Raw genomic sequence first — 12,277 nt, 5'->3', positions numbered from 1 at the left:
TCGGCGCTGGTCATCGAAGCTTCCAAGAGGGAAGAACGTCAGTCCAGCAGCCGTTTGCCGAAGGCGAAGTGGTCCTTCCAGTAGGGACCGTCGATATCGTCCAGGCGGACGGTGCCGCCGCTGTTGGGCGCATGCACGAAGCGCCCCTTGCCCACGTAGACGCCGACGTGGCTGATGTTCCCGCGATTGCCGAAGAACACCAGGTCGCCGCTCACCAAGTCGCTCATGGTGCCCACCCGGTGCCCGTCCATGGCCGACATCTCCCGCGAGGTCCGCGGCAGCTGCAGGCCGGCGGCCTGGCGGTAGATGTAGTCGACCAGGCCGCTGCAGTCGAAGCCGCCATCCGGCGTATTGCCGCCCCAGCGGTAGGGCGTGCCGACCAGGGCGATCGCCCGGAACAGCACGTCGTTGGCCGTGCCCGCCGCGCCCTCGGGTGCGCGCGCCGGAAGGTTCGCGAGCGAAGAGCGGGATTCCTTGTACGTGGGTTGGGGACGCCGCGGCGCGCTGGAGCAGGCGGCGAGCAGCAGGAGCATCAGCGCCAGCATCGCGTGCCGCAGCGCGAACGGCCGGGCTGGCGTGCGGAAGTTCGGGGCGGCGGGAGCCTGGCGCATGGGAGTTCCCCTGTCGAACGACGGCGCGAGGCTAGCAAATCAAGGGGTTGGAGGGAAGTCTTGAGGCCAAGGGTGAAGCTCTATGCCAGCCGAGACGAATCACTTCATTTTTCCGCCCCGCTCACCTCGATGGCGCGTTCGCCAAGCACTCTGCCATCCGCGTCCCGGGCGCGCAGGCGGTACTTGCCGGGGAACAGGTAGAGAGAGCTATGCACCCCGGAGCGCAGGAAAGCGAAGCGATCGGCGGCGACCGCCTGATCGGACTCCTGCGCATACAGCGCTTCAACCAGGCAAGGGAAAGTGTCGTCGCACAGCGTCCCCTCGATCGGAACGGGGTAGCGCTGCTCGCCAAGGTCGAGCCAGTCGGGGCGGATGCCCTCGTCCATGGGTATCCGCATTGGAAAGAGGAGATCGCCCATCGGACTGTAGCGAACGACGTCCGCCTCCTTGGAACTGTGGCTGTCCGGCGGGAGGATCACCGAAATATCGTGCAGCTTGGGATCGGCGCTCCAATAGAGCGACGTGGCGACCTCTCCCGGTGTGCCGGCAGCCTTGCGTTCGAGCACGACGGGCGCGGTGACCTTGAAGCCGGCAACGAGCTGGTCGTAGGCGGCGTGGGGAACCTGAGGATGCGCCTCCCTGAATTGCGTTTGCTCGATCGAGAGCGGTTCGATACCCGTCAGGCGTGCGAGCTCGGCTGCCATGGGCGCCACATTGCCCAGGCGGCCCTTGGCCTTGTCGATGTGGGCATACCCCGCATGCACGAAGAGGCGGGCCCCCGGATGCGCCGCGAAGACGCGTTGATAGAGGTTCCTGGCCTGGCCGCTCTCGCGTCCCGCGGTGGTCGCGCTGTCGGCTTCGTAGGGCACCACCACGAAGCCAAGCTGCAGCGCTTTGCGCGCGATCTCGCCGAGCAATGGCTCGTGCAGATACTCGCTGCCGCTGCTCTGCAAGGGATAGCCGCGGGTCGCCAGCTCCGTGTCCGTGTCGCCGAGGGCCTCCATGGCGAAATGCGTGAAGCCCGCGGCTTTCAGGCGAGGCAGCAATGCCAGGGTGAGTTCCCGCGTATGCGGATCGTGATGGGCTTCATTGATCAGTACGAGCCGGCGCCCTTGGGCTGCATGAGCAATGGCCGCGGCAGCGTCGACGGTTTGCCATTCCCCGGGGGCGGGAAGGGGGTCGGTGTAGTTCTTGCGCGAATCGATCGGAAAGTCCCTCAACGCCTGGGCATAGAGCCCGAGCTCGCTTTCCGTGGTGGCGAGAAACTGCATGGCCACGAGGCGCTGCTGTCCCTCCGGAAACTTGCGCACGGTCTTCGCCAGATAGCGATACCGCGCCAGGTCTTCCGTCAACGGTTTCAGATCCTTTAGCAGCGCCAGTGTGGACGGATCGATCTCGCCCGCTGCGGCCTTCCCGTGGAACAGCAAACCGATGGAACAGACAACGGCCGCGGCAAGACGCGAAACCCTGTGGCCCGATCTCATGAACGCGTTCTCCCCTTTGAACCACGGAAATTAGTTGCAACCGTGCACGCACTGCAAAAGCACCGCAGCAAACGACTCAGGGCGAGACGTCCAGCCGCCGTTCGAGCAGGGTGCGGCCATCGGCGGCCCATGCCCGCAAGCGATAGTGACCCGGGTACAGGTAAAGCGAACTCATCCCCTCCGGCGCGAGGAAGGTATAGAGGTCGGCCGGGACGGCATGCTCGCCCTCATCGGCATAGCGCGCTTCCACGACGCAAGGGATATGGCCGGCGCACATGTCGGTGGTGATCAGGCGCGTCACGCGCTGGCCGTCCAGGCTCAGCCAGCGCGGCCGGCGCTGGCGGCCAGGGCCGGGCAGCAGCACGTCGACGTCATGGCGGGAGGGATCGGCCGTCCACGCGCTGCCGTCGTCGCGGCGGGTCAGCACCACGGCCTTCTGCGGCTGATACAGCGCGATGAGTTGCCGGTACGGGTCGTTGTCCAGCGCGACGCCGATATCGCGCCAACGGGTCTGGTCGATGGACAGCGGATCGATGCCGGTAAGGTCGCGCAAATGCATTGCCATCGGTTTCACGCCGAGGCCGAGGTTGCCCGGCGCCTTGTCGATATGCGCATAGCCGGCATGGATGAACAGCCGCGCCTTGGGATTAGCCTGGAACACCTTGCGGTAGAGCTGGCGCGCCTGGCCGGCTTCGCGTTCGGCCATGGTGGGCGCGTCGGATTCATAGGGCACGACGACGAAGCCGAGCTTCAGCGCCTGCCGCACGATCTCCCCGTACAGCGGTTCGCGCACGTACTGGCTGCCGCTGGCGGGGACGGGATAGCCGCGTTTCGCCAGATCGGGGTCCGCGTCATGCAGTGCCTCGGCCGCAAAGTGGGTGAAGCCCGCCGCCTTCAGGCGTGGCAGCAGGGCCAGGGTGAGGGCGCGGGTGTGTGCGTCGTGGTGGGCCTCGTTGATCATCACGATACGGCGTCCTGCCGCCAGCTTCGCGATGACATCGACGGCGTCGCTCGCCTGCCATAGGCCCGGTTGCGGCAGTTCGCCGGAGAAGCTCACGCGGTTGTCGAACGGGAAATCGCGGATCGCTTCGTTGTAGAGCCCCAGCTGGTCCTCGACCGCCGCGAGCATCTGCAACGGCATGATGCGGTCGTCATGCGCCAGGCGCGGCATCGCGTCGACCAGATGCTGGTAGCGCTGCAGATCGTTCTTCAGCGCTTGAAGTTCGGCGTACATGTCGCGCCGGGGTGCCGCGTCGCCGGGCGGTTTCGCCTGGGCCGCCACCGCCGGCGACACCTGCAACGCTGCACAGAGCACGAGTCCGGCGAGGCGGACGAGGCGCGTTCGAAGTCCGTGTCGATCGATGCACACGATGTCACCCCCGTGAGCCCGGCCGGCGGGGGAGCAGCCGGGCACCGCTACAATAGCCCGCATGGATGCTTCCCGCAGCGATGTACTGATCCTTGGCGGCGGCGTGATCGGCCTCGCCTGTGCCTATTACCTGCTGAAGGCCGGCGCTACGGTGCGCGTGCTGGAGCAGGGGACGCCGGGTTCCGGCAGCTCCCACGGCAATTGCGGCACCATCACGCCGAGCCACGCGGCGCCGCTGGCCATGCCGGGCATGGTGGGCGTGGCGCTGCGCTCCATGTTCCGCGCCGACGCGCCGCTCTATCTCAATCCTCGCCCCGATCTGGCCCGCCTGCGCTGGCTGCTGGGTTTCGCTCGGCACTGCAACTGGCGCGATTTCGAGCGCGCCACGCTCGCGCGCTCGGCGATCCTGCAGCGGTCGCGTGGCCTGCTGGAGGCGCTGGTGCGCGACGAGCGGCTCGATTGCGAGTTCGTGCCCGGTGGCGAGCTATATGTCTACCGTGGCCAGGCGCAGATGGCGGCGGACGAACGCCATCATGCGCAGGTGCTGGACCGGTTGGGCATCGAAGTGCGGCGCATGCGTGGCGCCGAGGTGGAGGCCGCCGAACCGGCCTTGCTTCCCGGCGTCGCCGGCGGGCTGTTTCATCCGGGCGACGCACAGCTGCGGCCGAATCGCTATGTGGCGGAGCTGGCACGGCGCGTGCGCGAGCTTGGCGGCACCATCGAAAGCGGAGCGCGCATCGACCAGTTCGGCCTGGACGGTGGCCGCATCTCGCACGTGCGCACCACGCGGGGCGTGTTCCGCGGCGATCGCATCGTGATGGCTCTGGGGGCATGGTCGCCGCTGCTTGGGCGCCTGCTGGATCTGCGCCTGCCGATGCAGCCGGGCAAGGGATATTCGATCACCTACACGCGGCCGGCCCAGGCGCCGCGCCACGCGCTGGTGCTGCGCGAGGCGGCCGTCTGCGTCACCACCTGGGGCAGCGGCTACCGGCTCGGCAGCACGATGGAGTTCTCCGGCTATGCGGAGGGGCTGAATCGCACGCGCCTGGACGCGCTGCGCCGTGGCGCGGCCGTCGCACTGCGCGAGCCGGAAGGGCCGGAGGTGGTCGAAGAGTGGTGGGGTTGGCGGCCTATGAGCATGGACGAGATCCCGCTCATCGGCCAGAGCACCCGCTGGTCCAACCTGCTGCTGGCGACCGCGCACGGCATGCTGGGCGTGAGCATGTCCGCGGCTACTGGCGAGCTGGTGGCCGCACTGGCGGGGCGGGGCGATCCGGCGATCGATCCATCGCCTTACGCACCGGCCCGGTTCGGCCTTTGATCGACGCGGCGTGCATTGACATGCGCTTAAAGCCGCGCCCGTTAGCTTGGCGCTTTATCGCGAGGGAAACAGCCGCATGGCCGATACCTACGACCTGATCGTGCTGGGCGCGGGTTCCGGCGGCCTGGCGGCGTCGTTCCGCGCGGCCAGGCACGGGGCGCGCGTGGCGATGCTGGACCCTGGCGCGCTGGGCGGCACCTGCGTCAACGTCGGTTGCGTGCCGAAGAAATCGCTGTGGTTCGCCGCGCAGATCGCGCATGCCATGCAGCTCGCCGGCCCGTACGGTTTCGATGGCGGCACGGGCGTGCTGGACTGGGAACGGTTCCGGCAGCGGCGCCTCGCCTACATCGACGGCATCAAGCAGCGCTACGAAGAGCGTCTCGCCGCCGCCGGCGTGCAGTGGCTGCGCGAAGCAGGGCGTTTCGTCGCGCCCGACACGATTGCCACGGAGAGCGGCGCCGAACTGCGTGCGCCACGGATCGTGATCGCCACCGGCGCAAGGCCCCAATCTCCGCCGCTGCCGGGTTTCGAACTGGGCCTGCTTTCGGACGACATGTTCACGCTGCGCGAACTGCCGCGGCGGATGGCGATCGTGGGCGGCGGCTACATCGCCGTGGAGTTTGCGGGCCTGCTGCGTGCGCTGGGCAGTGAAGTGACGCTGCACGTACGCGAGCGCCTGCTGCGGACGTTCGATGCGGAGATGGTCTCCTGTCTCGAAGAGCACATGCGCACGCAGGGCATCACCCTCGCCACCGGCGCCCGTATTGCGGGTGCCCGTCGCGAGGGCGACGCCATCGTGCTCGAAGACGATGCCTGCGGTGCGCAAGGTCCCTACGATGCGGTGCTGTGGGCGCTGGGGCGCGTGCCCAACACCGGGCGCCTGGATCTGGACGCGGCCGGCGTGCAGCGCGACGACAAGGGGCACGTGCTCACCGATGCCTGGCAGAACACCAACGTGCCGGGTATCGCGGCCTTGGGCGACGTCACCGGACGCCTGGCGCTGACGCCGGTAGCGGTAGCGGCGGCGCGGCGACTGGCCGATCGCTGGTTCGGCGGCATGAACGAGGCGAAGCTCGACTACGATGACGTGCCCAGCGTGGTCTTTGCCGAACCGCCGCTGGCCGCGGTGGGATTGACCGAAGCACAGGCGCGCGAGCGCTTCGGCGACGAGGCCGTGCGGGTCTATCGCAGCCGCTTCACGCCCATGCAGTGGGCCCTGGCCGGCCTGCACGGGCAGAGCGTGATGAAACTGGTCTGCGTCGGCGTGGACGAACGCATCGCCGGCGTGCACGTGCTCGGCCCCGGCGCGGATGAGATGCTGCAGGGCTTCGCCGTGGCGGTGAAGATGGGCGCCTGCAAGCGCGACCTGGAGGCCACGGTGGCGATCCACCCCAGCTCGGCCGAAGAACTCGTGCTGATGTCCTGACGGTCGTGCGCACGCGCGGTAGCGCGCGCCGCTCCGGCTACACTGCGCGAATGGAAACCTTCACTCTGCACCAGGGCAGCGCCCCGCTGCTGATCAGCCTGCCGCATGACGGCAGCTTCATTCCCGACGACCTCGCCGCGCGCCTGCGGCCCGCCGCACGCCGCGCGCCGGATACCGACTGGCACGTGGGACGCTTGTACCAGCCGCTTGCGGAAGTGCTGGGCGCGAGCTTGATTCGTCCCCACGCATCGCGTTACGTGGTGGATCTCAACCGGCCGTCCGACGGCCATGCGCTGTATCCGGGGCAGCGCGAAACCGGTCTGGTCTCTACCGTCGGTTTCGATGGCGAGCCGCTGTACCTGGACGGGCAGGAGCCGGACGCGGCGGAAATTCAACAACGGATAAACGCCTATTGGCGTCCTTACCACCAGGCGCTCGCGCACGAAATTGCGAGGCTGCGCGAGATGTACGGGCGTGTCGTGGTGTGGGAAGGGCATTCGATCCGCAGCCGCGTGCCCATGCTCTTCGACGGACAATTGCCCGATCTCAACCTGGGCACTGCGGACGGCGCCAGTTGCGCGCCCGCCTTGCAGGACAAGCTGGCGGCGTGCCTGAAGGCGCAGTCCGACTACAGTTTCGTCGTGAACGGGCGCTTCAAGGGCGGCTACATCACGCGGCATTACGCGGCGCCCCAACAGGGCGTGCAGGCGGTGCAGCTCGAACTGGCGCAGCTCAACTACATGGACGAGGAGAGCTTCGCCTACGACGAGGCAAAAGCCGCGCGCCTGCAGCCGACGATGCTTGCGTTGCTGCGCCTTTGCCTGGATTAAGCGCAAGGAATTTCGGGTCCGCCGGCTTGTGTGCAAAGTCAAGCGGGTCGTGGCATCCGCGTGCATTTTTCGTGCTGATTTTGCGGTTTCCGCGCGACGACGATCGTGCCAAGGTGAAGCTGCCGCGCCGCCCGTGGCGCCGGGTTCCGGCCGGGTCCGCGGCGATCAAGCTTTCGAGGTTCTTCCCCATGCGCAAACTGGCCATCGCTTCCCTGCTCGTCGCGGGTGTGGCTCTTTCTGGATCGGTGTTCGCCCAGGACGGCGCGGCCGCGCCGCAGACGGGTTCGGCGCCGGCGACCAAGTCGGCGACGCATCACCACGCCAAGAGTTCGCACAAGAGCCACAAGGGCTCCAAGAACTCCAAGAAGAGCGCCATGCCAGCGACCACCACGTCGCCCTGAGCGCCCGACAGGCATCGAAGCCCCGGAGGTTCGCCTGCCGGGGCTTCTTCTTATGCGCGGATCAGTCCTGCATGGCCGGCCTGCCCGACGGCAGCGCGGCGATGCATTTCAGTTCGATGGCGATCGGCGTGGGCAGGGCGGTGACGCCCAGCGTGGTGCGGCAGGCGTCGACGCCAGCGAAGTACTCGGCGTAAAGCCTGTTGTAGGCGGGGAAGTCGCGCGCCATGTCGGTGAGGTAGACAGTCACGTCGACCAGGTCCTCCCAGCGCGCGCCGCTCGCTTCCAGCACGGCGCGCACGTTGGCGAACACCTGGCGACACTGCGCCTCGAAGTCGTAGCTGATGAGGCGTCCCTCGGCGTCGTGCACGTTGCCCGGCACGGCGTTGCCGCCGGGCATGCGCGGGCCGACGCCGGAAAGGAACAACAGGTCGCCTACCCGGCGCGCGTGCGGATAGGCGCCGACCGGCGCAGGCGCGGCGCTGGTACGCACCACGCCGCCGCTCATCGCGGCACCACCGGTTCGGTGGTGAGGCGGTGCAGTGCATTCTCATAGGCCGGGCGCAGCTGCTCGCGCGAGCTGACGTGCAGGCCCAGGTCGTTCACGTGGCCATCGAACAGGCTGTAACACCACGCGTGCACCGACAGCTTCTGCCCGCGCTCCCACGCGTCCATCACGATGGTGGTGTGGCAGACGTTGACCACCTGCTCGATGGCGTTGAGTTCGCACAGGCGTGTATTGCGCAGCTGCATGAGATCGAGCGAGGCGAGCAGGCCGGAATGCTGCTGGGCGACGTCGGCCACATGGCGCAGCCAGTTGTCCACGAGGCCCAGCCGGCGATCGTCCAGCACCGCCTGCACGCCGCCGCAGCCGTAGTGGCCGACCACCAGGATGTGTTCCACCTTCAGCACGTCTACCGCGAACTGGATGGTACTCAGGCAGTTCAGGTCGGTATGCGAGACCACGTTCGCAACGTTGCGCTGGACGAAGATCTCGCCCGGTGGCAGGCCGACGATCTGGTTGGCCGGCACGCGCGAATCCGAGCAGCCGATCCAGAGGTACTTGGGCGCCTGCTGCTGCGCGAGGCGCTCGAAGAAGTGCGGATCTTCGCCGCGCACTTTCGCCGACCAGCGGCGGTTGCTGTCGATCAGGTCTTTCAACGAAGGGTTCAAGGGAGTGGCCTCGGACATGGATTCAGTAGCGAATGCAGACGTTCTTGGGTTCGGTGAAGAAGCGCAGCGCTTCGACGCCGCCCTCGCGGCCCAGGCCGGATTGTTTGGTGCCGCCGAACGGCGTGCGCAGGTCGCGCAACAGCCAGCAATTGATCCAGACGATGCCGAAGTCGAGGCGGGAAGCGACGCGATGCGCGCGCGCCAGGTCGCCGGTCCAGAACGAGGCGGCCAGGCCGTAGCCCGTGCCGTTGGCGATGGCGATGGCCTCTTCTTCGTCGTCGAACGGTATCAGGCTGACCACCGGCCCGAAGATCTCCTGCTGGTTGGTGACGGCATCGGGACCGAGGCCTTCGATGACCGTGGGCGCGACGTACCAGCCGCCCGACAGCGCGCCCGGCAGGGCGAGCGCCTCTCCGCCGCAGGCCACCTGGCCGCCTTCGGCGCGGGCCTGGGCGATGCAGGCCATCACCTTGTCGAAGTGTTCGCGCGAGACGAGCGCGCCGAGGTCGGTGCCGGCGTCGCCCGGATCGCCCACGCGCAGGGCGCGTACGCGCTCCAGGTAGCGCGCGCGGAAGCTGTCGTAGATCGATCGCTGCACCAGCAGGCGCGAACCGCACAGACAGATCTCGCCCTGGTTGGCGAAGCCGGAACGCACGATGGTGTCGAGGTTGGCGTCGCCGAGGTCCGCATCGGCAAAGACGATGGCCGGGTTCTTGCCACCCAGTTCGAGCGATACCTTCTTGAACTGGGGCGCGGCGGCCGCGGCGATCTGCGCGCCGGTCCGCGTGCTGCCGGTGAAGGACACTGCCTTCACGCCGCGGTGCTCGACGATCGCCTGGCCCACCGTGGGGCCGCGGCCCTGCACGATATTCAGCACGCCCGCGGGGAAGCCCGTCTCGATGCTCAGTTCGCCGAGCAGCGCCGCGGTGCAGGGCGTGATCTCCGATGGCTTGGCGACCACCGCGTTGCCGGCGGCGAGCGCCGGCGCGATCTTCCACGTGAACAGGTACAGCGGCAGGTTCCACGGGCTGATGCAGCCCACCACGCCGAGGGGCTGGCGCAGCGTGTAATTGATCGCACCTAGTTCCATGGCGTGCGATTCGCTGCTCCACGGCACGACGGCGGCGGCGAAGTAGCGCAGGTTGCTCACCGCACGGGGAATGTCGAGGCTGCGGGCGAGGCTCAGCGGCTTGCCGCTGTCGCGCGATTCCAGTGCGGCGAAAGCATCAAGACGCGCTTCGATCAGGTCGGCCAGTCGATTCAGCAGGCGTGCCCGCTGCTCGGCAGGCGTCGAGGCCCATGCCGGTGCCGCGCGCTGCGCTGCTGCGACGGCGAAGTCGACGTCTTCCGCGGAGGAGTCGGGACATTGCGCGAAAACCGCGCCGGTGGCCGGCTCGAACACGTCGAGCCAGCGTTCCTGGCGCGGCGCCTGCAGGCGACCGTCGATCAGGTTGGCGAGGCGCAGGTTGGGCATCTGTAAAAGCTTAATCCGCGGCGTCGGCGAATGCACCGGACGCGGGGGTATGGCGCGGTGGCAGAGAGCGCTCGCAGTGAACGCCGGACGTCACGCCAGCGCGCGTGTGCGGCCGCCGTCCACCGCGATGCTCACGCCATTGACGTAGCCGGCCGCCGGCGTACACAGGAAGGCGATCACTGCGGCGACTTCCTCCGGTTCACCGAACCGGCCGGCGGGAACCATGGCGAGCATGCCGCGCTCGAGCTCCTCGCGGCTGCGGCCGGTTCCGGCCGATTGGGTCTCGACCAAGCCATCGAGCCGGGCGGTGCGGGTGTAGCCGGGCAGCACGTTGTTGACGGTGATGCCGTCGGCGGCGAGTTCGCCGGACAGGGTCTTGGCCCAGGCGGCCACCGCGGCGCGGATCGTGTTGGATACGCCAAGCCCGGGGATGGGTTCTCGCACCGATGTCGAAATGACATTCACGATGCGGCCGTAGCCGCTGGCGCGCATGCCAGGCAACACCGCCTGCACCAGCGCCTGTCCGGCGAGCACGTGCTGGCGGAAGGCGGCTTCGAAGGCGGCGGCTTCGGCGGTGTGCGCGGAGCCGCCAGGAGGGCCGCCGGTGTTGTTGACCAGGATCTGCACCGGTTCGGCCGCCGCGGCGTCGGTCGCGGCGGTGAGCAGGCGCGCGGTATCCAGCATGTCGGCCGCTTGCCAGCGGTGCTGCTGGGATGCATGGATTCGCGGCAGCTCGGCGGCGAGCGCCTTGAGCGTCTCGGCGGAACGGGCCAGCACGGTGACGTTGGCGCCCAGGCGCGCCAGTTCGATGGCGGCGGCGCGGCCGATGCCTTGGGATGCGCCGCAGACCAGGGCATGACGCCCGCTCAGATCCAGCTGCATGAGATGACTCCTGCGGTGACGGGGTGGCCGCTGCCGTTCGCCGGGGCAGCGCCGGACGGCGGGTCCGGTTCCTTCAGCGCGCCATCCATTGAAGACCCAGCGCGCCGAACCAGCAGAGCCAGGCTCCCCAGGGACAGTAGCGCCAGACGCGTCGCCAGCGAGTGATGGATGCATCTTCCAGCGCGGGCAGGATGGGCGAGCGCAGGGCCAGCTGCAGCCGCATCCAGATGCCGAAGGGGCTGGGGTTGCCGCTTTCGGTCTCGGCGATGATTTTCCATTGCGACGGATGCCGTTCGCGCAGCAGCGAGGCGATACGCGCCTGCGCGATGAAATGCAGCAGGAAGAACACCACGCCGGCGAGAAGAAGCGAAAGGTAAAGCGTGACCATGCAGCTGGGTTCCGGGTTGAAGGGTGCCGATCGGCGGAGCGGCTCAGTTGGTCTTGTTCTGCCCGGCGTCGCCGGAAGGATGATCCGCTGCCGGGGTGTCGACCGAGTTGGTCTTGTTCGTCGGGTCGGCACCGAGCCATAGCGGCACGGGGAGGGCGGTGCGCAGTGTATTGAGCACGCCTTCGCCCTTGGGCGCCTTGCCGCAGATGGCGCTGTCGACGGCATCTTCGAAGCTCTTGTTCATCAACCCTACCCACACCGTGCCATCCGGGCCGTGCGGAATGCGGAAGCTGCCGGCGGCGGCCATCTTCACGGGGGCTTCGGCGGAGAACGCTGCCGGCGACTGCTCCCAATAGGTGCTGTCCGCCTGCTGCTTGGCCGAGCTGTAGAGCACCAGGTAGCGCGCCTGCTTGCTGGTGACCTTGACGCTGCCGAACGCACCGGTGGTCTCGCTGGTCCAGCCCATGTGCTCGCACAGCGAGATGTCCTCGCTGCTGACCGGCTGGAAGGCCTCGTCGAGCAGGGTGACCGTGGGCGCGAACAGGTAGCTGGCGCGCAGCCAGCGGCCGTTCAATTCCGACTTGATCGCGATGCGGTAAGGCAGCTTGGTATCGGGCGGCAGGCGGAAGCTGAGGAAGTAGCTGCGCTCACCGTTGATGCTGGCGACCATGCTGCCCGGCCCCAGCTCGAAGCGCTTCGGCCGCCAAGGCAGCAGGGTCTGGTACGAGAAATCGGCGAAGCTGCTGCAGCAGGGCGTGGCTTGCTGCAGGGCGGCCTTGGCCTGGTCCAGCGCCGTGGTGTTTTCCTCGGGCGGCCGCAGGTTCGGCGGCACCAGCTTCTTCACCCCATGGCAGCCGCCAAGAGCCAGGACGGAAAGAGCAAGCAGTGCGGTGAGGAACCGGTGGCGTGGACGCATCGTCG

The 12,277-nt window shown here is 68.1% G+C and carries 13 protein-coding genes; 4 read left to right on the top strand and 9 right to left on the bottom strand.

Annotated features, from left to right (window positions below; all coding sequences use genetic code 11):
- Nucleotides 1-38: 38 nt before the first annotated feature.
- The 3 genes from RKE25_RS17035 to RKE25_RS17025 all read right to left on the bottom strand — a co-directional run bounded on the left by RKE25_RS17035 (nt 39) and on the right by RKE25_RS17025 (nt 3,329).
- Nucleotides 39-611 (bottom strand): C40 family peptidase, encoded by a 573-nt coding sequence (locus RKE25_RS17035; protein ID WP_311839286.1) that lies wholly within the window; start codon nt 609-611, stop codon nt 39-41.
- Between the two features lie 104 nt (nt 612-715).
- Nucleotides 716-2,095 (bottom strand): hypothetical protein, encoded by a 1,380-nt coding sequence (locus RKE25_RS17030; RefSeq protein WP_311839285.1) that lies wholly within the window; start codon nt 2,093-2,095, stop codon nt 716-718.
- A 76-nt stretch (nt 2,096-2,171) separates the two neighbouring features.
- Nucleotides 2,172-3,329, bottom strand: a complete 1,158-nt coding sequence (locus RKE25_RS17025; RefSeq protein ID WP_311839284.1) for a hypothetical protein — start codon at nt 3,327-3,329, stop codon at nt 2,172-2,174.
- 196 nt (nt 3,330-3,525) lie between these two features.
- Between RKE25_RS17025 and RKE25_RS17020 the strand changes: the two genes are divergently transcribed.
- From RKE25_RS17020 to RKE25_RS17005, 4 genes are all read left to right on the top strand, one after another.
- On the top strand, nt 3,526-4,785 hold the full coding sequence (locus RKE25_RS17020; protein WP_311839283.1) for an FAD-dependent oxidoreductase: 1,260 nt from the start codon (nt 3,526-3,528) through the stop codon (nt 4,783-4,785).
- 76 nt (nt 4,786-4,861) lie between these two features.
- Nucleotides 4,862-6,211 (top strand): glutathione-disulfide reductase, encoded by a 1,350-nt coding sequence (gene gorA / locus RKE25_RS17015; RefSeq protein ID WP_311839282.1) that lies wholly within the window; start codon nt 4,862-4,864, stop codon nt 6,209-6,211.
- A gap of 50 nt (nt 6,212-6,261) precedes the next feature.
- Nucleotides 6,262-7,041 (top strand): N-formylglutamate deformylase, encoded by a 780-nt coding sequence (gene hutG / locus RKE25_RS17010; RefSeq protein ID WP_311839281.1) that lies wholly within the window; start codon nt 6,262-6,264, stop codon nt 7,039-7,041.
- 188 nt (nt 7,042-7,229) lie between these two features.
- Nucleotides 7,230-7,442: a hypothetical protein gene (locus tag RKE25_RS17005; RefSeq protein WP_311839280.1), complete on the top strand. Its 213-nt coding sequence runs from the start codon at nt 7,230-7,232 to the stop codon at nt 7,440-7,442.
- A gap of 61 nt (nt 7,443-7,503) precedes the next feature.
- Here the strand turns inward: RKE25_RS17005 and RKE25_RS17000 are convergent, their stop codons facing one another.
- From RKE25_RS17000 to RKE25_RS16975, 6 genes are all read right to left on the bottom strand, one after another.
- Complete coding sequence (locus RKE25_RS17000; RefSeq protein ID WP_311839279.1) at nt 7,504-7,947, bottom strand: RidA family protein; 444 nt, start codon at nt 7,945-7,947, stop codon at nt 7,504-7,506.
- Nucleotides 7,944-8,630 carry a carbonate dehydratase gene (can, locus tag RKE25_RS16995; RefSeq protein WP_311839278.1) on the bottom strand — a complete coding sequence of 229 codons (687 nt, stop codon included), beginning with the start codon at nt 8,628-8,630 and terminating at the stop codon, nt 7,944-7,946. Before can ends, RKE25_RS17000 begins: the two co-directional genes overlap by 4 nt.
- A 4-nt stretch (nt 8,631-8,634) precedes the next feature.
- Nucleotides 8,635-10,086, bottom strand: coding sequence for an aldehyde dehydrogenase (locus tag RKE25_RS16990; RefSeq protein WP_311839277.1), 1,452 nt, complete (start codon nt 10,084-10,086; stop codon nt 8,635-8,637).
- Nucleotides 10,087-10,176: 90 nt separating this feature from the next.
- A complete protein-coding gene (locus RKE25_RS16985; RefSeq protein ID WP_311839276.1) occupies nt 10,177-10,968 on the bottom strand; it encodes an SDR family oxidoreductase in 792 nt (263 codons plus the stop codon).
- A gap of 73 nt (nt 10,969-11,041) precedes the next feature.
- Nucleotides 11,042-11,356, bottom strand: coding sequence for a hypothetical protein (locus tag RKE25_RS16980; protein ID WP_311839275.1), 315 nt, complete (start codon nt 11,354-11,356; stop codon nt 11,042-11,044).
- A gap of 43 nt (nt 11,357-11,399) precedes the next feature.
- On the bottom strand, nt 11,400-12,272 hold the full coding sequence (locus RKE25_RS16975) for a MalM family protein (RefSeq protein ID WP_311839274.1): 873 nt from the start codon (nt 12,270-12,272) through the stop codon (nt 11,400-11,402).
- Between the last annotated feature and the right edge of the window lie 5 nt (nt 12,273-12,277).

Source organism: Dyella sp. BiH032, from assembly GCF_031954525.1.
In the GTDB taxonomy this organism is placed as follows: Bacteria; Pseudomonadota; Gammaproteobacteria; order Xanthomonadales; family Rhodanobacteraceae; genus Dyella_D.
The sequence above is the reverse complement of the archived record's forward strand: the minus strand, read 5'-3'. Positions and strand labels throughout refer to the sequence as shown.